This is a genomic window from Acidovorax sp. GW458-11-26-14-TSB4 (assembly GCF_059423865.1).
In genome coordinates, this window is the sequence record NZ_JBWKYR010000006.1 from 292,567 (window position 1) to 316,755 (window position 24,189).

Below are 24,189 nucleotides of genomic sequence, written 5' to 3' on the forward strand. Positions count from 1 at the left end.
CTCCAGGCACAACGGCCATCCCCTTGTCAGGACCACCGCATGCGACTCCGTGCTCTGCAACCCGTCTCCTGCCTGCTGTTGGCGCTGGGCGCCACGGCTGCACCGGCTCAGACCATCGCCACCGGCGCACGCCATGCCCTGGCCGTTGCCGCCGATGGCAGCGTGCTCGCCTGCAAGCGCCCGCCGTTTCGCGTGAAGACGCGCATGGCAGGCAATCTGCGCACGCTTTCGTTCCATGCGGAAGTGTTCGGCAGCCCGGGCCCGGGCTCCGGCAGCGGCACCACCAACCTCTACGCCTTTGCCACCGCAGACCTCGGCACCTGGATGCAGCTGGACGAGCAGGGCCAGTGGAGCCTGCTGGGATCGCCCGTGCCGCCAGCCAGGGCCAATGTGCCGTTGGCCGGCGAAGCCCGGCCGGTGGTGCTGCCCATCCTGCCGCAGCTTTCGGGCGTGGGTCTGGCCGGCGTGCGGATTTTTGTGGGGCAGGGGCGCGATGCGCAGGAGATGCTGCAGGCGCAGCGCTTTCGCGAGGTGCTGGAGCTGGCGCCCGAAGACTGATGGCCCATCAACCTACCGGCCGAGCAACCGACCAGCCGATTCACGCTACCGCCAAACACCTGTTCCGAGGCCTATTTGCATGCACCATCCGCTTCTTCGATCCCTGGCCGGCCTGCTGACACTGGCATTGGCCGCCACTGCCGCGCAGTCCCAATCCATCGCCACCGGCGCGCGCCATGGCCTGGCGCTGCAGGCCGATGGCAGCGTGCTCGCCTGGGGCGACAACCGGCTGGGGCAGTTGGGCCAGGAGCGCACCCTGTATGCCGAGGTGGCGCGAGAGATCCCGCTGCCCGCGAAGGCCGTGGCCGTGCGCACCAGCACCACCAATGCGCTGGTGCTCGACGACCAGGGCAACATCTGGAGCTGGGGCACCAACCGCCGTGGCGAACTCGGTGACGGCACCCGTGCGGACCGACCTACGCCGCAGATCGTGTTCCGCAATGCTGCGCAGATCGTGGTCAATGGCGGGGCGTCGTCCCCCACCTTCGTGCTCGACAGGGATGGGCAGCCCTGGCAATGGGGGCCGCTGCCGGGTGGGGGCGAAGCACTGGCGCCCGTGCAGTCCGCCCAGGTGCCCGCACGGCTGGTGAAGCTGGTGCCTCGGGGGGCCACCGTTGCCGCGCTCGACGACCAGGGCGTGCTGTGGTCCTGGGGCGAGGGCGTGGCCTGCGCCGATTCGCCGGCCAAGACCGGCCCGGTGGCCATGCGCGGCCTGCCGCCCCTCAAGGATTTCGGGCTGTCGTTCGAAAGGCTGCGCGCCTCCAGCCTCTCCGGCGCACCCACCCCTGCGGGAGCTGGCACGCCCCTGTCCCTTGTGCAGGCGGTGGACCGGGACGGCAAGACCTGGAAATGGGGTTCCGAGGCGTACTACGGTTTCATGGGCTATATGCCGGGCGAGATCATCCGCCACTGCCCCCCCGTGCCGACCCCCAATGTCGCTGACTGGACCAGTCCGGTGGCACCGGTCCCCTTGTACGTGCCGCCCGAGCTGGTGCGCGCCGGCGTGGTGATCACGCGGGTACTGGGCATGAACATGGAGCAGGCCGTGGCCTCGAACAACCGCACCACGCTGGGACTGACGCAGGAGGGGGATCTGTGGCAGTGGCGTAGCCAGGGCCCGGGCGTCAAGTTCAACCGCGAGGCTTCGGACGTGGTGGACGCGGGCAACTATTCCTCCTGGGAGGGCGACGGAACGCTCGGCCTGGTCTACGTGACCAAGGGCGGCAAGGTCTACGCCAAGGGATCCAACATCCACCTGCACCTGGGCATCCCCAGCAGTGGCGTGGATGCCCGGGCCTACCCGCAGAAGGTGCCGCTGCCAGGCCCTGCCGTCAGCGTGCATGCGCACACCAGCGGCAGCTATGCGCTGCTCAAGGACGGCCGGGTGTTCCACTGGGGCTACGGCGCAGCGCCGTACGACCCGTTCGCCGGCATCAACCACTACACCGTGCCGCAGGGGCTTGCGCAACTGGCCATCCCCATGCCCGTAGTGAAGCTGGCGGTGGGGCCGAGCCGCTGGATGGCCCTGGCCGCGGATGGCGAGGTCTGGAGCATCGACCCCACGGCCATCGCCAACGAGTACCGGCTGGTGGACTTCTTCCAGCCCATACGCGTCACGCGCGCCACGGGCCTGCCGGTCGTCAAGGACATCGTGATGAGCGGATCGGGCGGGAAGGCGGCCATCCTCGGGGTGGACGGAACGCTCTGGAGCGCCGCGGCAGCCGCAGTCGCCTATCCCGACATCAGCACCCGGCCCCTGGTGTTTCTTCCCTTCCAGTTCGGCGGCCTGCCGCCCATCCGGCAGGTGGCAATCGCTGCCGGGCGCTTCGGCGAGGCCCACTTCGCGCTCGACGGGCAGGGACAGGTCTGGTTCCGGGGCAGGGAGTCGTACGGCCTGAGCGGAGCGGTGGATACCGGTACCCCCACGGGCCTGGATGTGCCGGCGCCCTTTGTGCGGCCCCTGCCGGGCAAGGCCGTCTCCGTGCATGCCGGCGGGGGCAGCTTCTGCGCCGTGCTGGAGGATGGCTCGGCCCAGTGTTACGGCAAGATCTTCCGCGAGCACCTGGGCATGCGCTTCACGCTGCATGCGCCGATCCGCGAGGTGTCCATCGGTGCCGATGGCGCGTTGGGCGGCACGGTGCACTTTCGCCTGGCTGGCGGTGCCGTGTGGGCCTGGGGCCAGGGCCAGTGGGGGCAGCTCGGGTCCGGCGCCCATGCCCACGCCTTCGACCCCGTGCCGGTGGTCAGCGAATCGGGCTCCAGCGACCTGGACCTGGACCCGGGCACGCCGGACAGTGCCGCCCCGGCGCGGCCCCCGTTCCGCGTGAAGACGCAACTGGTGGGCAACCTGCGTGCGCTGTCCCTGCGTGGCGATGTCTTCGGCAGCGCTGGCACGCCTGCCGGGAGCAATGTCTACGCCATGGCCGTACCTGCGAGCGGCGCCTCGGGCCTCTGGGTGCAGCTCGATGCCCAGGGCCAGTGGGGGCCGCTGCGCTGGCCGGTGCCTGCCGTGGCCAGCAACGTGCAGCTCACCGGCGAGTCCCAGTCGGCTGCGCTGGCCAACATCCTGCAGCAGTTCCCGGCCACAGGGCTTGAGGGCCTGCGCATCTACATCGGCTATGGGCGCGACGTGGAGGAGATGCTGGCCGCACGGCGCCTGCGCGCCGTGCTGGACATCGCGGCGGACCCGTGCCCCGAGAACCTGTGCACCCCGGCCTACCCCTGAGGGCCTGAACTATCCCGCTGGGGTGGGGCGCGGCCGTGCGCTGCCGCATAGGATGCTTGCTTTCCAACGGCGCCGTGGCGTGTGGCATTCGCCCTGGGCCGACAAAGAGAGGAAAGGACTATCACCATGACGACACCACCACCATGGCGTCGGGCGGCGGGCCGCCTGCTGTTGCCCGCGCTGCTGGCAGGCCTGGGCCTGCCCTGTACCGCAGGGGAGCAGACCATTGCCACCGGCGCGCGCCATGGCCTGGCGCTGCAGGCTGATGGCAGCGTGCTGGCCTGGGGCGACAACCGCCTGGCCCAGCTGGGCCAGGGCAAGACGATCTATGCCAGCACGGCGCGCGAGATTCCCCTGCCGGCCAAGGCCACGGCCGTGCGCACCAGCCGGACCAACGCCCTGGTGTTGGACGAAGAAGGCAATGTCTGGAGCTGGGGCACTAATGCCAGGGGGCAGTTGGGGGACGGAACGCGGGCTGACCGGGCCATGCCCCATGTGGTGTTTCGCGGGGCAACATCCATCGCCAACGGGGGCGATACCGATCCCTCCTTCGTGATCGACAGGGACGGGCAGCCCTGGTGGTGGGGGCCGCTGCCGTCGGGCGTGGATGCCACCGTGCCCGAGCGCTCCGTACAGGTGCCTGCGCGGCTGGTGCGCATCGAACACCAGCAGCGCGCCACCGTGGCGCTCGATGAGCAGGGCGTGATGTGGTCCTGGGGCGAGGGTGCGCCCTGCGCGAGCGGCGCTGCGGTGCCGGTGGCCATGCGCGGCGTGCCGCCCATCGGGGATTTCTTCTTCCAGGCCCAGGGGCCTATCACCCACCTGGGTCCCGGCATGCCAACCTTGGGCCCGGTCTCGCGCGTGATCGCCAAGGATGCCGATGGCCGCCTGTGGGGATGGGGCAGCGATCCCCACCGCATCCCGGACGGACTGCCGTCCGCAGGGCTCACCTACTGCCCGGCCGAGCGTTGGGTACAGGCCTACGATCCCTTCGCCATCCGCGACAGCATCCACCCGGATCTGGAGAAGGCCGGGGTGAAGATGCAGAAAGTGCTGCATGGCGGTGACGGCGCCCTGGGGTGGACGGCGGACGGCGATCTCTGGCGCTGGCGGTATGTGTCCCCGGGCGAGGTTGCGTGGGGCGCGCCCATGGCGATGGAGCGCGTCGCCACCGGCGTGGTCGATGCCAGCGGCAACAACACCGCGGTGGGGGGCGGGCTGCCGGTGCTGATGTACATCACGCGCGACGGCAAGCTCCATGCCATGGGTTCCAACACCAGCCTGCACCTGGCAGTTGCCGCCGATGCGGCCGGTGGGGCCGAATCGATCGCCAGCCCGCGCAAGCTTGCCCTGCCGTCCGCTGCCGTCAGCGTGCACGCGAGCGATGCAGGCAGCCACGCGCTGCTGGCGGACGGACGGATCTTCCGCTGGGGCCTGGGTGCCGTGCAGTACGACAGGCAGGCCAGCTTTCTGGAACGCAGCTATGTGCAGACGCCCACGCACATTCCGCTGGGGGTGCCGGTCATCCGGCTCGCAGCGGCACAGGGTCAGTGGCTTGCGGTGGATGCGGATGGCAAGGTCTGGAGTTCAGGGGGCTGGGGTACCGATCCCGCCCCCCACAGCCGTCCCATCGTGGTGGGGGACTCCGCTGGCGTGCCGCGTGCGCGCAGCGTGTCTGTGGGGGGCAATGGGCATGGCGCCATTCTCGGTGTAGACGGGTCGGTCTGGACCATCGGCGGTAGCCGCGAAATATTCCCTCCGTTCCAGGGTTCCGATCTCCATCCGTCCCTGATCGCGTCGTCGGTACCCCGCAAGATGGAGGGGTTGCCGGGCACCATCACGCAGGTGGCAACCGCCGATGGGCGCTATGGTGCTGCGTACGCGCTGGACGCGTCCGGCACCGTGTGGTTCTGGGGTGCGCGGCACATGCACGGGATTTCCGGGCAGGACAGCGCGGCGCTCAACCGGGGCAATTGGCTGGTGCGGACTCCCATCGTGCTGCCGCTGCCGCAAAAGGCGGTCTCCATCCACGCGGGCGATTTCAACGTCTGTGCCGTGTTGCAGGATGGCTCTGCGCAGTGCTACGGCAAGCTGTTCAACGAGCATCGGGGGCGGCGCTTGCAGTTGCATGCGCCCATCGCTGAAGTGTCGATGGGTGTGGATGAGGACCGCCGTGTCCTTGCTCTGGGCGCCCAGCGGGGCGGCACGGTCCACATGCGCCTGGCCGACGGCACGGTGTGGGCCCTTGGCAAGGGCAGTCAGGGGCAACTGGGATCGGGTGCCTACGCCAATGCGCCGGAGCCCATCCCTGTGGTCAGTGAAAGCGGCACCGGCGACCTGGACCTGGACCCCGCCACCCCGAATGTGGCAACGGCCAACCGCCCGCCGTTTCGAGTGAAGACGCTGCTTACGGGCAACCTGCGCAGCCTGTCGTTCACGGGCGACATATTCGGCAACACCGGCGCGCCGGCAGACGCCAATGTGTACGCGCTGGCATCTGCCGGGCCCCTGGGCCAGGGCGTCTGGGTGCAGCGTGACGCGCAGGGCGCCTGGGGCCCGCTGCGCTGGCCGGTACCCGCCGTGGCCAGCCAGGTGCAGCTTGGCAGCGAAGCGCAGTCGGTGCCGCTGAATCTCTCGCCACCCCTGGGTGGCTCGGGCCTGGAGGGCCTGCGCCTGTTCATCGGCTACGGCCGCGACGTGGAGGAGATGCTGGCCAACAGGCGCTTTCGGGAGGTACTCGAAGTGGCGCCTGAACTGGAGCTGCGCCTGCCGTACTGGAACTGAAAGTCCATCCCCGGCAGAGCCAGTCGGGCTGTCAATACTGTGTGTAGTGCCCGTAGTGGCCGTTGTAGCTGTTCAGGCTGAGCCGCGGGTTGCGCGCATGGTCGAAGTACAGCTGCAGCAGGTTGCCCAAGGGCGTGGCGCTGTCCAGCACAAGCTCATCGTCGGTCATGGGCTGGAACAGGTCTGCCAGCGCGTAGCGATCGAACACACTGGCCAGGGCCAGGTCGGTGCCCAGGGGGCGGTTGTCCTTGTCCAGCAGCAGCGAGGGCTTGACCGCCATCTCCTGGTGCATCCAGAACCACAGGCCATCGCTGCCTGTGGCGGGGCCTGGGGGGCTGCCCAGGCGGGTGTGCTCCTCGGGTGCGAGGCCTTTCGGGTCCCAGGCCAGGGCGCCCATGCCGTCACCGACCGTGACGAACACTGCCAGGCTGCGTGCATAACGGTCGCGCACGCCGGGCGTTAGAAAACTGCTCGGGGCATCCTTGCCGGTGCTTGGGTAGCCGAAGTCGCCGTGCATCAGGTCGAGCAGGGTGGTCATGGCGGCCGGGTGCAGAAAGTGCGATCGCCCCAGGCGAATGTCGGAGGTCGCCAGCAACTGTGCCAACGCCGGAGGCAGGGGCGCCCCCAGCCGCTTTTCCAGGGACTGCAAGACGGCCCCGGCCGCCGGTGGGGCAGAGGCCACGATGAGTGGAGCGTCATCGTCCTCAGGGACCGGGATCGCCTGCGCCAGTGCACGCACGCGCTCCGGCCAGGGCTTGCCCTGCTCGTACAGCGGGGCCGACATGCTTGCCAGGTCGCGCAGCTTCCAGGTCCGGTCGAAGCGGGTGGCCTTGCCAGCCACGGTCACCGTGCCGCGCAGCTGCAGGCGCTGCACGCCCGCGGGCAAGGCCACGGTGGTGGCCGGCAGGCGGGGCACGCCGGCCTTGGTGGAGCGGTGGTCCAGCTGCCCCACTACCTTGCCATCGGCCAGCACCTCCGCCACCACAGTGTCCCCGGCTTCCAGCCAGGGGTGGATGCCGGCTTGCACACCCGTCGCAGCCGCGGCTACGCCTGGTGTCGATGCCAGCAGGGCGCTGGACAAGGCACTCAACGCAGCCAACAGATTTCGTCGTGTGGCTTCCATGAACTGGATTCCTCTTTCTTTCGTTTCTATCGAAGGGAGATTGTAGGAACACCCACCACACGGCGAAGGCTCAGGGCGTTGCCGGTTCGATGCGCGTCACTACATAGGCCCCCGCCTGCTGCTCGGCCCGAAAACGCACCTTGGCCCCGGTCTTGACCTGCGCGGCCTGGGCCGGGTCGGTGACGCGGAACACCATGGTCATGGGCGGCATGTCCAGATTGCGGATGGGGCCGTGGCGCAGCGTGACCTTGGCGCTGGCCGCGTCCCAGCGCACGACCTCGCCTTGCGTCAACTCCGGTGCGGCTGCGGCCGTCTGCGGCGCGGTGGGTGCTGCGTGGCTGCCGTGGTCCTCGCCATGGTCATGGTCGTCGCCTGCCCACGCAACTGCGGCGCTGAAGAGGAATGTGGTGGCGAGCAGGGCGGTGCGCAGTGGGTTGGTGGTGCTGTGGTTCATGTCGATGCTTTCTGGTTTGCGGGGTAGTTCTTGAAAACGCGGGTGCTGCCATTGCGTGCAACCAGCAGCACGGCGTAGCTGTCCTTGCGGCTGCCGTAGGCCGGGCCATCCATGCCGGGCGAGCCGATGGGCATGCCGGGCACGGCCAGGCCCAGGGCGTCGGGCTTTTGCTGCAGCAGGGCGCGCACGTCGCTGGCGGGCACATGGCCTTCGACCAGGTAGCCGCCCACCAGGGCGGTGTGGCACGAGCCCAGCTTGGGCGACAGGCCCAGGCGGGCGCGCACGGCGTTGTTGCCGGTATCGTGCACCTTCACGGCAAAACCGTTGGCCTGCATGTGGTCCACCCAGTCCTGGCAGCAGCCGCAGTTCGGGTCTTTCCAGACCTCGACGGGTGTGGGTGCCGCTGCACCAGCAGACAAAGGCAGTGCGGCGACTGCGAGCACCGGCAGCGTGGCCGTCAGCCAGGCACGGCGGGTGGTGGTGGTCGAAGGGAGGGTCATCGGAGTTCCTTTTTTCATGCGAGGTCAGCCCTTGCGCGGGATGACGTGGATGGTGCCCACCATGCCGGCCTGGTAGTGGCCGGGGATCAGGCAGGCAAAGTCGAAGCGGCCGGGGCGGTTGAATTGCCAGACGAGCTGGCCTTGCTTGCCGGCCGCCACATGCGACATATAGGGCTCGTCATGCTCCATGGGTGGCGTTGCCATGGGCCCATGCGGTTCCCGTGCCGGCCAGCAGGGCGGCGGTAGCGACAAGGTGCAGGGCAAGGCGGCGGGATGTGGACAGGATGTTCATGGTCTGCTCCAAAGGCTCAGTGCCGGTGGCCGCCGCTGTGGGCGGCGGGTTTGCGTGCGTTGGCTGCGCCAGGCGCGGTGCCTGGCGTGGTGGTGCGCGGCGGGGTCGGCGTGGCGGCCGGCGCACCCTGCCATTCATAGGCCTGCGTGCCGGGCGGCTGTGCGTAGTGGCCCGGGTCGCGGTAGTCGCCCGCCGGCTGGTTGGCGCGCACCTTGAAGGTGGTGAACATGCCGCCCATCTCCAGTGGGCCATAGGGGCCGGTGCCGGTCATCATGGGGAAGGTGTTGTCGGGCAGGGGCATCTCCATGGTGCCCATGTCGGCCATGCCACGCTCGCCCATCACCATGTAGTCGGGCACGATCTTCTGGATCTTGCCGACCAGGCCTTTGTGGTCCACGCCGATCATGGTGGGGACCTCGTGCCCCATGGCGCCCATGGTGTGGTGGCTCTTGTGGCAGTGGAAGGCCCAGTCCCCAGCCTCGTCGGCGATGAGCTCCACCTGGCGCATCTGGCCCACGGCCACGTCGGTGGTCACCTCGGGCCAGCGCGCGCCCTTGGGCACGGGGCCGCCGTCGGTGCCGGTCACCTCGAACTCGTGGCCGTGGATGTGGATGGGGTGGTTGGTCATGGTGAGGTTACCCACGCGGATGCGCACGCGCTCGCCCTGGCGCGCCACCAGCGGGCTGATGGCCGGGAAGACGCGGCTGTTCCAGCACCAGATGTTGTGGTCCAGCATGGTGTTGACCTTGGGCGTGCGCGCGCCGGGCTCCACGTCGAAGGCGTTGAGCAGAAAGGCATAGTCGCGCTGCACCCGCGCGATGTGCGGGTGCGCCGCCCTGGGGTGGGTGATCCACAGGCCCATCATGCCCATGGCCATCTGCACCATCTCGTCGGCATGCGGGTGGTACATGAAGGTGCCGGGCCGGCGTGCCACGAACTCGTAGACAAAGGTCTTGCCCGGCTGGATGGCTGGCTGGTTCAGCCCGGCGATGCCGTCCATGCCGTTGGGCAGGCGCTGGCCATGCCAGTGCACCGAGGTGTGCTCGGGCAGGCGGTTGGTGACGAAGATGCGCACGCGGTCACCCTCCACCACCTCGATGGTGGGGCCTGGGCTCTGCCCGTTGTAGCCCCACATGTTGACCAGAAAGCCCGGCGCAACCTCGCGCACCACGGGCTCGGCCACCAGGTGGAACTCCTTGACCCCGGCGTTCATGCGCCAGGGCGCCGTCCAGCCGTTGAGCGTGACCACGGGGTCATAGGGCCGGCCCGTGGGCGGGTGCAGCGGCGGCGCGGTGTCGGCACTGGCCTGCATCGCGGGCTCGGGCAGCGCGGCCAGGGCCACACGGCTGACGGTGGTTGCGGCCACGGCCGTGGCGGCGCCTGCCGTGAAGAAATGGCGTCTTTGCATAGGGATCAGTGGCCTGCTGGGGTGGATGGGGTGGCGCTGCTGGCCGCAAGGCCTTGCAGGGCGCCGGGCGATGTGCCGGTGAGGGCCAGTTGCAGATCGGTCTCGGCCAGCCAGAAGTCGCGCTGCGCCTCGATGGCCCCGGCCACCGATTGCGTGCTGGCGCGTGCCTCGGCCAGCAGCTCCCACACGCTGGCCAGCATGCCGTTGTAGCGCAGCGTGGTCTCGTCGGTGATGAGCTGGCGCAGCGGTACCACCTCATCGCGCTGTTGGCGCGCCAGGTCGAGCGCGGTGCGGTAGGTGAGCCAGGCGCTGCGAACCTCGCTGCGGGCGCGCACCGCCGTGTCCTGCAAGGTGGCGGTGCTCTGCTCCATACGCAGCTGGGCGCGGGTGCGTGCGGCGCCTCCCCAGTCGAACAGGGGCAGGGGTACATCCAGCTCCCAGCCGCGCGTGGTCTCGCGGTGGTCGCTGTCCTGCTCGGTTGCGGTGTTGCGCTGGTAGGCGATGCCGATGTCGCCGAACACGGCGCCTGCACGCGCCCAGCCCTGCTGGCGCGTCGCGGTGTCGAGCTGGCGGCGCGCGGCCTGCACGTCCAGGCGCTCGCGCAGCGCGGTGGCTTCGATGCCGTCGGCCGGCAGGGCCGTCGCGGGAAGGGCCGGCAATTGCGTGGGCAGGGTGAACTGCTGCACCTGCGGCCCCCAGAGCCCCATGCTGCGCGCCAGTTGCTCGCGCGCGGTGGCGGCGGCCAGGCGGGCGCGGGCACGCTGGGCATTGGCTTCCTGCAGCACGGACTGCTCGCGCGCCTGCTGCAGGCGGCTGAAGTTGCCGACCCGGGCCATTCGCCGGGCCAGTTCGGCTCCGGCCTCGGCGGCCTCCACCATGCGCTCATGCGCCGCGGCCACCTGCTCGGCGGCCACCGCGCGCAGCCAGGCGCGACGGGTGTCGGCGGCATGGGCCACCACCTCCTGCGCGGCCTGCACGGTGGCGACCTGCAATTGCTCGGCCTGGCGCGCGCTGCGCCAGGGCAGGGTGACCAGGTCCAGCAGGCTGAAGGCCAGGCTGCGCTCGATCTCGCGCTCATGGCTGTTGGTGAGCCGGGCAATGGAGAATTGCGGGTTGGGCAGGGTGAGGGTCTGCACGCGTTCGGCATCGGCCACGCCCAGCGCCGCCAGACGGGCCTGCAGGCCGGGGTGGTTGAGCAGGGCGGTGCGCACGGCGGCCTCCTGCGTGAGCGGCTGGGCCAGCCAGCCGGCGATGGCCTGGCGCGCCTGCTCGCGCGCGACCGGGTCGGCGGCGGGCAGGGCGGCATCGGCCACTCCAGTCAACCCGATACGAGGCTGTGCCAGGGCCTGCACATCGCCGCGCAGGCCATCGGGCGCAACGCTGGCGCAGCCAGCAAGAGCGCTCGCCAGGGCCAGCGCCGCCAGGCGGGGAAGCGGCTGCGGGCTCATGGCTTGTGCCCCTGGTGGTGTTGCGGCTGGGTGGTTGCCGCGGCGCTGCCCTGGCTGGCCTCCCAACGCACGATATCGGCATGGCCGCGCGGAAAAGCTGCCACGGCCTGGTGGGCGGCGCGCCACTCGGTCGGCAGCACATCGGCGTCTGGCAGCGGTGGCATGGGTGAAAGGGTGCGGTGAGCCACGGGGGCATGGTCCGCAGCGGGGGCGGCAGCAGGGGCCAGGCCGGCAGTGGCCTGCGGCTCGGCCCCGGCCATGGCGGGCAGCCACAGGACCAGGGCGTTCAGCCAGGGCCGGCGAAGAACGAAGGCAAAGATGTCGCGCATGTGCGGTCTCCAGAAAGGGTAGATGGAACGGCGCCATGGCCTGCGGTGTGCTCGTCGTGCGCGTGCAGGCTGGGCGGGTGCGGGCGGGCGCAGGGCGAGGGCCGTTCAGGGGGCGGTCAGGCGCCATGCACGCTTGGCGCCACAGCAAGGGCGCGCCAGGCGCACCTTTGTGGGCGAAAAAGGGGTGGCAGGCGCGCTCGCACAGGCCTGAACAGGCCCTGCGCAGGCAGCTTCAGGCGATGGGGGGCTTGATGGCCAGCGCGGCGGTGGCGCTGTCGAAAGGCGTGGCGGCCGCAGCGGCGGCGCTGGCCGCCGGCGGCAGGGGCGCGGCCGGAAATGCCGGTGGCTCCATCAGTGCGGTGTGGCAGATTTCGCAGGCTGTGCAGTTGGCGTGCTGGTTGTGCGTGGCGCAGCCGTTGCTGGCAGCCGCGCTGCCATCGCAGGCCAGGGGGGCTGCATGGGCCGTGGCATCGGCACCACCATGGGCGGCGCCTTGCAGGCTGCCTTGGTCCGCCTGGGTTGCGGCTCCAGGGTGGTCGTGCTGCCCATGGTGGTGGTCCGCCACCTGGGCCTGCACAGTGGCCGCCGGTGCATGGTGCTGCATGGGCACCATGCCTGCTGCCATGGCGGTGCCCACCAGGCCCCGAAGGACCAGCAACCCCATCAGCAAATAGAGCAGAAAGCCGCGACGCATGGTGCAATGATAAGACCTTGGCACCGCAAGTTCTGCAAGGGACCCCCTTGTCGCGGGGTTTACGGGCAAACCTGCCGCCAGCGCTGATCCAGGGTTAAGATGTTTCCAGATGTTAGTATGGTTGCGAGCCTCGCCGGGGACCATGCGTCCGGCAGGCCCAAAAACCACGTCCTTACGCGAAAGGCCCCATGCGTGCTTTGCCGCAGTTGGCTACGGGCTCCCTGTCTGCCAGGATCCGGCTGCTGATCCTGGTGGCCACGCTGCCTGCGCTGGCATTGGTGGCCTACCAGGCGCAGGCCAGCCGCGAGGAGTCGGTGGCTGCGGCGCGCGCGAGTGCGCTGCTCCTGACCCGTACCCTGGCCTCCAGCCAGCAGAGCCTGATCGACTCCACCCGCACCTTTTTGCAGCAGCTGGCCGCAACCCGCCGGGCGCAGCAACTCGATGCCCCCGACTGTTCGCAGTACCTGGCCGAGGTGCTGGCGCTCAACGCCACCTACGTGAACATCGGCCTGCCGCGCGCCGACGGGGACCTGCGCTGCAGTGCCGTGCCGGCCCGGGTGCCGGTGAACCTGACCGACCAGCCCCACTTCCTGCGGGCCATCGTGGCGCGCGAGTTCTCCGTGGGCAGCTTCCAGGTGGACCCGGCGGTGGGCGTGGCCAGCGTGAGTTTTGCGCAACCGCTGATCGACCCCGACACCCGCGCCGTGCTGGGCGCGGCCGTGGCCGTGGTGTCGCTCGACTGGTGGAGCCGCCGCCTGCATGAGCTGGGCCTGCCCGATGGTGCCGTGGCCCGCGTGATCGGCCCCGATGGCCGGGTGCTCGCGCGTTATCCGCCCGAGCCGGAGGAACTGGGCACCCAGCCCGACCTGCCCGTGCCGGGCGCTGGCGTCCAGGCCTTGCAGGGCGGCGCCAGCCTGCTGGAGACCGAGGACGGTGCCCGCTACATCGAGGTCGTGCGGCCCCTGCTCGAATCCCAGGGCAGGCCGGTGGCCAGCATGCGCCTGTCGGTGCCGCTCGATGCGCTGTATGCCCGCATCGCACGGCAGATGTGGCGTGATATCGGCTTTCTGCTGCTGGGGTTGCTGGCCTCGTTCGTGCTGGCGCACGAAGGCGTGCGCCGCGGCGTGGGCAAGCCGCTGGCACGGCTGCTGCGGGCCACCGACCAACTTGCCCAGGGCCAGCAGGTGGCTGCGGTGCCTGAGACGGGGTTTCGCGAGCTGGCCCAGCTGGCCCAGCGCTTCAACCACATGGCCCAGGCCCGCCAGCAGGCCGAAGGCGAGCTGCGCCAGAGCGAGGAAAACCTGGCCATCACCCTGGACTCCATCGGTGATGCGGTGGTGGTCACCGATGCCGCGGGGCAGGTGGTGCGCATGAATGGCGTGGCCGAGCAGATGACCGGCTGGCCGCTGCGCGAGGCGCGGGGCCGGCCGCTCACGGACATCTTTCGCATCGTCAACGCGCGCACCCGCGAGCCATCGAAAGACCCGGTACAACTGGTCATGGCCAGCGGCCTGGTGGTGGAGCTGTCCAACCACACCACGCTGATTGCCCGCGGCGGCACTGAATACCAGATTGCCGACAGCGCGGCCCCGATCCGCAATGCCGCAGGCGGGATCACCGGGGTGGTGCTGGTGTTCAGCGATGTCACCGAGTCGTACCGCGTGCGCCGCCAGCTCGAAGACAACGAGGCGCGCTTTCGCACGCTCACCATGCTGTCATCGGACTGGTACTGGGAGCAGGACGCGCAGCTGCGCTTCGTGACACTGGAGGGCGAGGCTGCAGCGCGCAACCTGCCGGGCCCACAGTGGCATGTGGGCAAGACCCGCCACGAGGTGGCCACCGACGACGGCGGCGCGGTGGCTGCGTCCGAGGGCATCGCGGTCGACTGGGCGCAGCATGAACAGACCTTGCGCGAGCACCGCGAGTTCCGTGATTTCGAGTACCCGCGCCGGTCCACCTCAGGGGCGGTGGAGTGGGTCTCGGTCAGCGGCACGCCGATGTTCGATGCGGACGGTGCCTTCATGGGCTACCGCGGCATCGGCAACAACATCACAGCGCGCAAGAACGCCGAGCGGGAGCTGCGCATCGCCGCCATCGCCTTCGAATCGCAGGAGGGCATGCTGGTCACCGATGCCGACACCGTGATCCTGCGCACCAACCGCGCCTTCACCAAGATCACCGGCTACGACAGCGCCGACGCCGTGGGCCGGCGCGCCAGCTTTCTCGCCTCGGGCCAGCACGACGCGGCCTTCTTCACCGGCCTGCGCCGGACCCTGGACAGTGTGGGCGAGTGGAGCGGCGAGATCTGGAACCGCTGCAAGGACGGGCGGGTGAGCCTGCACCAGATGAGCATCACGGCGGTCCAGGACGGCGAGGGGCGGCTCACACACTACGTGGCCTCGCTGAGCGACATCACGCAGAAGGCGGCCGCAGCCAGGGAGATCGAGCACCTGGCCTTCTACGACCCGCTCACCCTGCTGCCCAACCGCCGCCTGATGATGGACCGGCTGCAGCAGGCCTTTGCCAGCAGCGCCCGCTCGGGCCAGTACGGCGCGCTGCTGTGCCTGGACCTGGACCACTTCAAGAACCTCAACGACACCCTGGGCCACGACATGGGCGACGTGCTGCTGCAGCAGGTCGCCCAGCGCCTGAAGGCCTGCGTGCGCGAAGGCGACACCGTGGCGCGCCTGGGCGGCGACGAGTTCCTGCTGCTGCTCAAGGGCATGAGCAGCGAGCCCACCGAAGCCGCCGAGCACACTCAGACCGTGGGCAACAAGGTGCTGGCCGCGCTGAACCAGCCCTACCAGCTGGCGCTGCACCATGTGCACAGCACGCCCAGCATTGGCGCCGTGCTGTTCAGCGGGCAGGCGCAGCAGTCGGTGGACGAGCTCATGAAGCGCGCCGACCTGGCCATGTACGCGGCCAAGACCGCCGGGCGCAACGCCGTGCGCTTTTTCGACCCGCGCATGCAGGCCGCAGTGACGGCCCGCGCCGCGATGGAAAACGACCTGCGCACCGCCCTGGCCGAGGACCAGTTCCGACTGCACTACCAGGTGCAGGTGGGGCAGGGCGGCCAGGCCATCGGGGCCGAGGTGCTGATCCGCTGGCAGCACCCCGGGCGCGGCCTGGTCATGCCCGGTGAATTCATCCCGCTGGCCGAAGAGACCGGGCAGATCCTCGGCATCGGACTGTGGGTGCTGCGCACTGCCTGCCGGCAGTTGCGCCAATGGCAGGACGACCCCGCGCGCAGCCACCTGCAGCTGGCCGTGAACGTGAGCGCGCGCCAGTTCCGCCAGGGCGACTTCGTGGACCAGGTGTGTGCCGTGCTCAGCGAAACCGGCGCCCGCGCCGACCGCCTCAAACTGGAGCTGACCGAGAGCATGGCGCTGGACAATGTGGAGCACACCATCGCCCGCATGAACGCGCTGCGCGCACTGGGCATGGGCTTCTCGATGGACGATTTCGGCACCGGCCAGTCCTCGCTGTCCTACCTCACGCGGCTGCCGCTGGACCAGCTCAAGATCGACCAGAGCTTCGTGCGCAACATCGGCCTGCAGGAGACCGACGCGCTCATCGTGCAGACCATCATCGGCATGGCCCAGAGCCTGGGCATCGGCGTCATCGCCGAGGGCGTGGAGACCGCGGCCCAGCGCGAATTCCTGGCGCAGCACGGCTGCACGCAGTGGCAAGGCTACCTGTTCAGCCGGCCCGTGCCGCTGGAAAATTTTGAGCAGTTGATGGCGCAGCGCTATGCTGCCAAGGGGTAGCGTGAGGTCCGCCCGCTCGCCTGCTTGCCCTGTGCGCGGCTCACACCCCAAGCATGCTTGGCACGGAAGATGCTGATGCTGCGAATGCCTTGAGGGCATTGGGCTGGCTGACGACCAGGTTCCCGAAGCGCATGCAAAATCCTGTGTGCGCGGTTCCACCGGGCTGTTGAAAAAGCAGGCATCCATCCACCTGACGAAACCATGCTCCAAACCCAGCCTGCAGCCTTCCAAGCGACCCTGCCGTGACGATAGCACTGAAGTCCCACTTTCAGCCGATCTTCAGCCTGGCCCATCGCCGCGTGGTGGGCTATGAAGCCCTGCTCCGGGGGACCATGCCCGATGGCACGCCCGTGTCGCCGCCCGAACTCTTTGCCCGCTGCCAGTCGGTCGAAGAGCAGACCGCACTCGATGTGGCCGCCTGCGAGCTGCACGCCGGCAGCTTTGCGCGCTTTTCGCCGCAGTCGCACTGGCTTTTCCTGAACGTGGACGCCTCCATCTTTTCGCGCGGCAACGCCATGTCGGCCTCGCAGCGCCTGCAGCAGATCTGCCGCCAGTCGGGCCTGGCGCCGCACCAGATCGTGGTGGAGATCCTGGAGACCGCCATCGACGACCATGTGGACCTCGAAGCCCAGGTGCGCGAGCTCAAGGCCCAGGGCTTTCTGCTCGCGCTGGACGACTTCGGCGCCGGCCACTCCAACTTCGACCGGGTGTTCACCCTCGCGCCCACGCTGGTCAAGCTGGACCGCAGCGTGGTCGTCAAGGCCGCGCAGAGCCAGACCGTGCGGCGCGTGACCACGCAGATGGTCTCGCTGCTGCACGAATGCGGCGCCCTGGTCCTGATGGAAGGCGTCGAGCGGCGCGAGGAGGCCGTGGTCGCCCTCGACTCCGACACCGACTTCGTGCAGGGCTACTTCTTCGGCCGCCCTGCGGCGCAACTGCTGCCCCCGGCCTATACCAGCGAAGAGATCGAGGACACCTGGGCCCTGTGCGGCGACCGCTGGCACGAGCAGCGCCGCGCCTACCGCAATCGCCTGCAGCCCTACGTGCAGGCCATGGAGCATGCCTGCGCGGGCATGCAGGCCGGCGCCACCCTGGCCGAGGCCTGCGCCGGCTTTCTGGGGCTGCACAACGCCGACGTCTGCTACCTGCTCGACGCCAGCGGCCACCAGGTGGGCGTGAACCTGTTCTCCCCCGGGCGCGGCCTGGTGCTGGCCGAGCGCGATGCCTTCGCCCCGCTGCGCGACACCACCGGCGCCCGCTGGTCGCGCCGCCCGTACTTCCGCCGCGCGCTGGCCGACGTGGGCGTGGTCCAGGTCACGCGCCCCTACCGCACCATGCAGAGCCTGAGCATGTGCATCACCCTGTCCGTGAGCGTGGAGCGCCACGGCCAGCGCCTCATCATCTGCGGCGACATGGAGTGGACGCCGGTGGACGTGCGGCCGGATTTTTCGGACACGGTGTCGTGAAGCTTGCCCGCTGAGAGTGGCCAGAAAAACTCAGCGAAGCGGTTCTGGCTAGGCGCTGTGTCGCAGGCAGTACGGGTAGTACGACAAGACGCAGCAACGACGCCAGAAGAGTTTTGCTGGAGTGGCAAAAGCGCATTGCGGCGGGGGCATCCCGGACAATCATGATCGAGAGCGCCTGACGCTGTGGAAGGGAATGGGAATGTTCGATGACAAAGATCTGGCGGCGAGCCGCCCGGCAGGCATGGAGCCCGACGAGTGGCGCCTGCGCGTGCAGTTGGCGGCGTGCTACCGCGTGTTCCATGCGCGCGGCTGGAGCGAGGAGATCTTCAACCACATCACGCTGAGCGTGCCCTCGCACGCAGGCCACTACCTCATCAACCCCTTCGGGCTGCACTACGGCGAGGTAACGGCGAACAACCTCGTCAAGATCGACCTGCAGGGCAACCCCGTGGGGGAGGCTGGCTACCCGGTCAACCGCGCGGGCTTCGTGATCCACAGCGCGATCCACGGCGCGCGGGCGGACGCGCACTGCATCATGCACACCCACAACACAGCGGGCGTGGCCGTGTCCTGCAAGGAAGAGGGGCTGAAGTTCAACAATTTCTACTCGGCCTTCCTGAAGGGCAATGTGGCCTACCACGACTTCGAGGGCATCACCGTGCACCCGGGCGAGCAAGGCCGCCTGGTGCAGAGCCTGGGCAGCAGCAACTGCCTGATCCTGCGCAACCATGGCCTGCTGGTGACGGGCCGCAATGTGCCCGAGGCCTTCTACTTCAATTACGTGCTGCAGCGCGCCTGCGAGGTGCAGGTGCTGGCCGACTCCATGGCCGGCGCCAATGTGCCGATCGCGGCGCAGGCGCTGGCGGTTTCGTCGCGCGATGTGGGCCTGACCGACCCGGACAACGACCTGTATGCCAAATTGTTCTGGGCCGCGGTGCGCAGGGCAGGGCTGACCCTCTATGACCTGGTGCAGGCACCGGCATAAACTCCGGGGTCTTTGAACAGGTTCTTGAATCCGTTCCATTACAAACAATGAGGAGACCGACCATGACCGCTTCCACATCCCTGTCGCGCCGCGACGCCCTGCAATGGGCCCTGGCCGGCGCCGCAGGCAGCCTGCCCTTCATGGCCCAGGCCCAGGCCATCGACACCGTGAAGATCCTGGCCGGCTTTGCCGCCGGCGGCACGGTGGACACCCTGGCGCGCCGCGTGGCCACCCAGATCACCGGCGGCTACGCCAAGTCGGCCGTGGTGGAGAACAAGACCGGCGCTGGCGGGCAGATCGCCATCACCACGCTCAAGACCTTGCCCGCGGACGGCGCCACCTGGCTGGTGACCCCCATGTCCATGCTGGGCATCTACCCCCACACCTACAAGAAGCTGCCCTACGACCCCGTGGCCGACGTGACCCCGGTCTCGTTGGGCGTGGTGTTCGACATGGGCTTTGCCGTGGGCCCGCAGGTGCCCGTGTCGGTGAAGACCGTGCCCGAGTTCCTGGACTGGTGCAAGGCCAACCCTACGGGCGCCAACTTCGGCTCACCCGCGCCGGGATCGGTGCCGCATTTCGTGGGCGAACTTATCAGCCGCGCCGGCAAGGTGGACATGCGCCACGTGGGCTTCCGTGGCTCGCAGCCCGCCATCCTGGACCTGCTGGGCGGGCAGATCGCGGCCGTCTCGGCCCCGGTGGGCGAATTCCTGCCCCACCTGCAAGGCGGCAAGATCCGCGTGCTGGCCACCTCGGGCGCCACGCGCAACAAATTCATGCCCAACGTGAGCACCCTGGTGGAGCAGGGCTACAAGGACATGACCTACAACGAATGGTTCGGCTTCTTCCTGCCGGGCAAGGCACCGGCCGAACTGGTGGCCAAGGCCAATGCGGCCATCCGCACGGCGCTGGTGGACAAGGATGTGATCGCCGGACTGGCGGCGATGGGGCTGGAGGCGCGTTCATCCACTCCGGCCGAACTGGCGGCGGCGCTCAAGGCCGACACCGAGCGCTGGGGCCCGATCGTCAAGGCCATCGGCTTCACGGCCGAGTCCTGATTCCCACCGGGCCGGCCGGGGAACTTGCCGTTCGTTCTACAGGCGGGGTCGCCGGTCGCTGACTTGGTGGCTGGTGCCCGGCATCGACAGTGGGGTGCATGTGCCGATCCCACGCCAGTCAACCTGCCAGCCTGTGGGCGCCTGGAGATCTCTCAAGGCGGCGGTGCGGGTGGCGCTTGGCGTCCGGAAGCGCGGAAATGCCGCGGCCCTTTTACTTGGGCCCTGCCAGGTAGGCGGCAAGCCCGCGAGCGGCGGGCCCATATGCGTCTCGGCCCTGTAACGCCGGGAATCACATGGCAGGCGTTGCAGGCATGCTGGTGCATGGCCTGGCGGCCCAGCACCCGCGGACGCGTTGCTGTCCGGCATGCGCTGGCCTGCATGGTCCCGCCGCTCGAACTCTTTTCCTTTGCCAGTTCGGCCGCCCATGGCGGCCATCGCACCCATCGGCCTGGCCCTGCTGTTGCGCGACGGCGCGCTCATGGTCGTGGCCTCTCTTCTGGCGTGCGGGGCCGCAGGGCTGCTGATCGCAAGCCTGCTGTGAGAACCACGGACGCTACAGCACCCGCTACTGGGGCATCTGCAGCAGCACCAGGGCCTCGCTGAGCTCCGCCCGGCGGCGCGCCGCCTCTTCCTGGCGGATGGGGGCATTGGCGCGCTGGTGCTGCTCGCGTGCGTTGTTGCGCCGGCTCATCATCTCCTGGTCGAGCAGGCTGCGTTCGTTGAGGAATTCGCCATACCCTGCCTGCCCGACGTACAGGCGCGACAGCAACACGGTGAAGCGGGAGTTCTCTTCCTCCACGATGTCTGCATAGGCCGGTGGCGCGTTGGTGAGGCGGAACTCCGCCCCCCGGTTCACGCAGTCCTTGCGCAGGCCCGCCCAGGACTGGATGGCTTTCTTCTCCTCGGCAGTGGGCATGGCCGTGCTGCTGCGCAGGGCCAGGGGCGGGGCGTCCGCATCGGCCAGGCTGCCCACGCGGGGCTTGAGCGCGGCCAGTGCCGCATGGCCTTCCAGCGCGGCCAGGCAGGTGGCGGTGGGGTCGTCGGCCGCCGTGCGCGCCACGGGGGCAGGTCCGTTGCTGCTGCACCCGGCCAGCGTGACCATCGCAAGGCAGGCAGTGGTGAGGGCAAGGGTCTTCATGGTCGGGCCTTTCATGAGTCGGTGCGCGGTAGCCGCAGGGCCGCCGGCATGCCACGCATGGCCGGCGGGACGTGTGCTTTCACTGTAACCAGCGCTTGCGATTTGGGAAGCCCGCCCGGAGGGGTCGCGCGCTCTTCCTACACCTGATCGGGAATCCGTGAAGAACAGGGACTGCGCGAGGCAGGCAATTGGCTGGCCTCCTACATTCTTGGCCCTCAGGTTGAGGCTCAATTCCGACCACCCACCACCCCAGAAGCAAGCACCATGGATTCCATCAACCAGAACCAGTCCGAAGACACGCACCAGCACCTGAGCGGGGCCGAGGCAACGCGGCGCATCCGCGAGATGGCCGAGGACGCGAAGTCCTGCTTCTTTTGCACCAACGCACCCCACAGCGAGACCCGCGGCACCCGGCCCATGGGCGTGGAGAAGGTCGACGAGCATGGCCGCCTGTGGTTCCTGAGCGCGTCCGACAGCCACAAGAACCGTGAGATCGAGGCCGACCCCCAGGTGCGCATCTTCATGCAGGGCTCCAAGCACGCAGGCTTTCTCGTGCTCGACTGCACGGCCCGCATCCACCGCGACCAGGCCCTCATCGACGAACTGTGGAACCCGCTGATGAAGACCTGGTTCACCGAGGGCAAGGGCGACCCGCGCATCACCGTGATCGAAGTGGTTCCGCAATCGGGCTACTACTGGGACAACAAGCACGGCAGCCTGGTGGCGGCCACCAAGATGGTGATCGGCGCCGCCATCGGCAAGACGCTGGACGACTCCGTCGAAGGGCATTTGCACCCATGACGGCGGGCCTGCGGTGGCTGGCCCGCGCCATCGCCGACCTGCCCGTGTTGGGGGTGTTCGTGCTGGCCGTGCGCAACTACATCCTGCACCAGAGCGCGAACCAGGCGGGCAGCCTGGCGTTCTCGTCGGTGCTGGCCATGTTTCCGCTGCTGATACTGTTGTCCGCGGCGGCGGGCTTCTTCGGGCAGCCCGGTGAGGCGGCGGCGCTTGCCGAGCGTGTGATGGGCTATGCACCGCAGGTGGTGCGCGATGCCATGCAGCCCGTGATCCACCAGGTGCTGGCGCAGCGCAATGAGGCCTTGCTCACGGTGGGCCTGGTGGTGACGCTGTGGACCAGCTCCTCGGGCATGCAGGCCGTGCGCTCGGCCCTGAACCGCTCGTACGGCATCGCGCGCGGCATGCCCTTCTGGAAGGCGCGCATCAAGGTCACGGTCTTCACGGTCATCGTCGGCCTGGGGATGCTGCTGGTGTTCAGCTCCGTGATCATCATGCCGCGCATCTGGCAGTTCGTGGTGTCCAGCGTGGCTGAGGGGCAGGAGGTGGTCTGGCTCTACGACAGCGTGCGCTATGGCGCAGCCTATGTGACGCTGGTGCTGCTGTATGCGCTGCTCTACGGCTGGCTGCCCGATATTCCGCAGCGCCTGGGCACGGTGCTGCCCGGGGCCTTGGTGGGCGCAGCACTGTGGGTGGCTGCCGCTGCGACCCTGTCGTACTCGCTGCGCACCGCCGGCAAGCTGGTGCTCATCTACGGCAGCTTCGCGGGCGTGGTGGCCACGCTGGTGTTTCTCTACATCAGCGCGACCACGCTGATCTTCGGTGCTGAAATCAATGCCGTGCTGCGCGAAAGGCAACTGCCCCCAGAGCCCTCAGCAAGCGGTTCCGGCTGATCCGCCGGGCGGGGGGAGTTCTCAGGACCTCATGGCACCGGGGCTGGTGCCGTAGTGCTTGCGGAACAGCCGCGCCAGGCTGCTGGCATTGCCCAGGCCGACCTCGTCGGCAATGGCCGCCAGGCTGTGGTGCGAGTGGGTCACGCGCCAGTGGGCGTGCTCCATGCGCATCCGGGTCCAGTGGTCGTGCGCGCTCATGCCAAAGCGCTCGGCGAACAGCCGGTCGAGCTGGCGGCGGCCGATGCCGATGCGCTGGGCCAGATCGGCCACGGTCATGCCGTCGGCCATAGAACTGCGCATCAGCGCCACGGCGCGCGCCAGGTGGCGGCCCAGGTCGGGCCCGCCGCCGTCCATGGACTGCAGCTGGTGGCCCTGGTGCCGGGGTGCGTCCACCAGCATGTCGGCCAGGCCCTTGAAGGCGCGCACCCGGCCGCAGTGGCGCGACAGCAGCTCCACCGCCATGTCGATGGCGGCCGTGCCGCCCGCGCAGGTGATGCGGTCGCGGTCGAAGCAGTAGATCTGCTCGCTGGCCACCGCGATGCGCGGAAACGCACCGCGGAACTCGGCCACGTGGCGCCAGTGCAGCGCCACGCGGTGGCCGCGCAGCAGGCCCGCCTCGGCCAGCAGAAAGCTGGCGTTGTCGATGGCCACCAGCGGCAGGCCGCGCGCCGCCGCCTTGCGCAGCACCGGGCCATAGGCCTGCACGTACCCGCGCGAGGCCTGCACCGTGCGGCTGCCAAAGACCACCAGGTAATCGAACGCCGCCAGGTCCACGGCATTGGCCGTGGTGTCCATGGCGACCTGCACTCCGCTGCTGGAGACTACAGGGTTGCCATCGATGCCCAGCAAGGTCCACGCGCAGTAGCGCTGGCGGCTGCGGTCCTCGTCGTCGGCCGAAAAACGCAGCTTGTCCAGAAAGCCGCCAAAGGGCAGCAGGGCGAAGCCGGGCAGCGGCAGCAGCAACAGGCGCACATCGGGGCGGGGCAGGGCGCTGGCGGTTGCGGCGGTCATGGTGGTGTCCAATTTGGTATGGATGATAGCCATATTGAATGCTGCCCAGGCAGCAATGCGCGCCTAGACTGCAGGCCATGTCTCAGAGGATGGTGCTGAAATGGATCTGAAAATCTGGCTGGTCTACCTGCTTGCGGTGCTCGGCCTGTCGCTGGCCCCTGGCCCCAACAGCCTGCTGGTGCTGGCCCATGGCGCGATGCACGGGCGGGCACGCACGCTGTGGACCATTGGCGGGGGCGCGGTGGGCTTTGTCTGCCTGATCGGGCTGTCCATGCTGGGCATCGGCGCACTGCTGCAGTCGTCGGCCCATGCGCTCACGTTGATGAAGTGGGTGGGCGGCGCCTACCTGGTGTGGCTGGGCATCCAGCTGTGGCGCGCGCCGGCCATGCAGCTGCAAGCCTTGCCGACGGCCCGGGGCGGGCAGGCGATCACCAGCGGCCGGCTGTTCCGCCAGGGGCTGCTGGCGGCCATCTCCAACCCCAAGGTGCTGCTGTTCTACGGCGCCTTTTTGCCGCAGTTCATCGTGCCGGGCCGTGACCTGTGGCTGCAGTTCGTGGTCATGGCGGGCACCTTCGCGGCAGTGGAATGCCTGGTGGAGCTTGGTCTGGCCGGCTTGGCGCACCGCATCCGCCCCTGGCTGCAGCGCACGGGCCGCAAGTTCAACCGTTCCTGCGGCGCACTGTTTGGCCTGATGGGAGCGGCCCTGCCCATGACGCACTGATGCATCCCGGTTTACAGTGCAGGCTGCACAGTATCTGGGA

20 protein-coding genes are annotated in these 24,189 nt (G+C 69.0%); 10 read left to right on the forward strand and 10 right to left on the reverse strand.

The genetic code is table 11. From position 1 onward, the window contains the following. Window positions 1-39: 39 nt before the first annotated feature. From AC07X5_RS15670 to AC07X5_RS15680, 3 genes are all read left to right on the forward strand, one after another. Window positions 40-558, forward strand: a complete 519-nt coding sequence (locus AC07X5_RS15670; RefSeq protein ID WP_494770911.1) for a hypothetical protein — start codon at window positions 40-42, stop codon at window positions 556-558. Between the two features lie 79 nt (window positions 559-637). Beyond that, entirely contained in the window at window positions 638-3,283 is a 2,646-nt protein-coding gene (locus AC07X5_RS15675; protein ID WP_494770912.1) for an RCC1 domain-containing protein, read from the forward strand. 126 nt (window positions 3,284-3,409) lie between these two features. After that, window positions 3,410-6,067 (forward strand): RCC1 domain-containing protein, encoded by a 2,658-nt coding sequence (locus tag AC07X5_RS15680; RefSeq protein WP_494770913.1) that lies wholly within the window; start codon window positions 3,410-3,412, stop codon window positions 6,065-6,067. Window positions 6,068-6,098: 31 nt separating this feature from the next. Here AC07X5_RS15680 and AC07X5_RS15685 read toward each other — a convergent pair whose 3' ends face one another. The 8 genes from AC07X5_RS15685 to AC07X5_RS15720 all read right to left on the reverse strand — a co-directional run bounded on the left by AC07X5_RS15685 (window position 6,099) and on the right by AC07X5_RS15720 (window position 12,315). Continuing rightward, window positions 6,099-7,190 (reverse strand): hypothetical protein, encoded by a 1,092-nt coding sequence (locus tag AC07X5_RS15685; protein WP_494770914.1) that lies wholly within the window; start codon window positions 7,188-7,190, stop codon window positions 6,099-6,101. Window positions 7,191-7,260: 70 nt separating this feature from the next. Then, window positions 7,261-7,644, reverse strand: coding sequence for a copper-binding protein (locus AC07X5_RS15690; protein ID WP_494770915.1), 384 nt, complete (start codon window positions 7,642-7,644; stop codon window positions 7,261-7,263). Further along, complete coding sequence (locus AC07X5_RS15695; RefSeq protein WP_494770916.1) at window positions 7,641-8,144, reverse strand: DUF411 domain-containing protein; 504 nt, start codon at window positions 8,142-8,144, stop codon at window positions 7,641-7,643. The genes AC07X5_RS15690 and AC07X5_RS15695 overlap by 4 nt, the downstream gene beginning before the upstream one ends. Before the next feature lie 24 nt (window positions 8,145-8,168). Further along, on the reverse strand, window positions 8,169-8,348 hold the full coding sequence (locus tag AC07X5_RS15700; RefSeq protein WP_494770917.1) for a cupredoxin domain-containing protein: 180 nt from the start codon (window positions 8,346-8,348) through the stop codon (window positions 8,169-8,171). Between the two features lie 104 nt (window positions 8,349-8,452). Further along, window positions 8,453-9,844, reverse strand: a complete 1,392-nt coding sequence (locus AC07X5_RS15705; protein WP_494770918.1) for a multicopper oxidase family protein — start codon at window positions 9,842-9,844, stop codon at window positions 8,453-8,455. Between the two features lie 5 nt (window positions 9,845-9,849). After that, complete coding sequence (locus tag AC07X5_RS15710; RefSeq protein WP_494770919.1) at window positions 9,850-11,292, reverse strand: TolC family protein; 1,443 nt, start codon at window positions 11,290-11,292, stop codon at window positions 9,850-9,852. Further along, complete coding sequence (locus AC07X5_RS15715; RefSeq protein ID WP_494770920.1) at window positions 11,289-11,621, reverse strand: hypothetical protein; 333 nt, start codon at window positions 11,619-11,621, stop codon at window positions 11,289-11,291. The genes AC07X5_RS15710 and AC07X5_RS15715 overlap by 4 nt, the downstream gene beginning before the upstream one ends. Before the next feature lie 232 nt (window positions 11,622-11,853). Beyond that, window positions 11,854-12,315, reverse strand: coding sequence for a hypothetical protein (locus AC07X5_RS15720; protein ID WP_494770921.1), 462 nt, complete (start codon window positions 12,313-12,315; stop codon window positions 11,854-11,856). A gap of 188 nt (window positions 12,316-12,503) precedes the next feature. On the opposite strand from AC07X5_RS15720, the gene AC07X5_RS15725 reads away from it, so the two are divergent. From AC07X5_RS15725 to AC07X5_RS15740, 4 genes are all read left to right on the forward strand, one after another. Further along, window positions 12,504-16,082 carry an EAL domain-containing protein gene (locus AC07X5_RS15725; protein WP_494770922.1) on the forward strand — a complete coding sequence of 1,193 codons (3,579 nt, stop codon included), beginning with the start codon at window positions 12,504-12,506 and terminating at the stop codon, window positions 16,080-16,082. 242 nt (window positions 16,083-16,324) lie between these two features. Further along, the gene (locus AC07X5_RS15730) at window positions 16,325-17,548 is read left to right on the forward strand and encodes an EAL domain-containing protein (RefSeq protein ID WP_494770923.1); all 1,224 of its coding nucleotides are present in this window, start codon (window positions 16,325-16,327) and stop codon (window positions 17,546-17,548) included. A gap of 199 nt (window positions 17,549-17,747) precedes the next feature. Further along, window positions 17,748-18,533, forward strand: coding sequence for a class II aldolase/adducin family protein (locus AC07X5_RS15735; protein ID WP_494770924.1), 786 nt, complete (start codon window positions 17,748-17,750; stop codon window positions 18,531-18,533). Between the two features lie 62 nt (window positions 18,534-18,595). Next, on the forward strand, window positions 18,596-19,591 hold the full coding sequence (locus AC07X5_RS15740) for a Bug family tripartite tricarboxylate transporter substrate binding protein (protein ID WP_494770925.1): 996 nt from the start codon (window positions 18,596-18,598) through the stop codon (window positions 19,589-19,591). Between the two features lie 565 nt (window positions 19,592-20,156). Here the strand turns inward: AC07X5_RS15740 and AC07X5_RS15745 are convergent. Beyond that, complete coding sequence (locus AC07X5_RS15745; protein WP_494770926.1) at window positions 20,157-20,729, reverse strand: hypothetical protein; 573 nt, start codon at window positions 20,727-20,729, stop codon at window positions 20,157-20,159. 264 nt (window positions 20,730-20,993) lie between these two features. On the opposite strand from AC07X5_RS15745, the gene AC07X5_RS15750 reads away from it, so the two are divergent. Both AC07X5_RS15750 and AC07X5_RS15755 read left to right on the forward strand, forming a co-directional pair. Next, a complete protein-coding gene (locus tag AC07X5_RS15750; protein ID WP_494770927.1) occupies window positions 20,994-21,530 on the forward strand; it encodes a pyridoxamine 5'-phosphate oxidase family protein in 537 nt (178 codons plus the stop codon). Continuing rightward, a complete protein-coding gene (locus AC07X5_RS15755) occupies window positions 21,527-22,417 on the forward strand; it encodes a YihY/virulence factor BrkB family protein (protein ID WP_494770928.1) in 891 nt (296 codons plus the stop codon). Before AC07X5_RS15750 ends, AC07X5_RS15755 begins: the two co-directional genes overlap by 4 nt. 21 nt (window positions 22,418-22,438) lie before the next feature. Here the strand turns inward: AC07X5_RS15755 and AC07X5_RS15760 are convergent, their stop codons facing one another. Beyond that, entirely contained in the window at window positions 22,439-23,428 is a 990-nt protein-coding gene (locus tag AC07X5_RS15760; RefSeq protein ID WP_409961955.1) for a GlxA family transcriptional regulator, read from the reverse strand. A gap of 100 nt (window positions 23,429-23,528) precedes the next feature. Between AC07X5_RS15760 and AC07X5_RS15765 the strand changes: the two genes are divergently transcribed. After that, a complete protein-coding gene (locus tag AC07X5_RS15765) occupies window positions 23,529-24,149 on the forward strand; it encodes a LysE family translocator (RefSeq protein WP_494770929.1) in 621 nt (206 codons plus the stop codon). The last annotated feature ends 40 nt before the right edge of the window (window positions 24,150-24,189 follow it).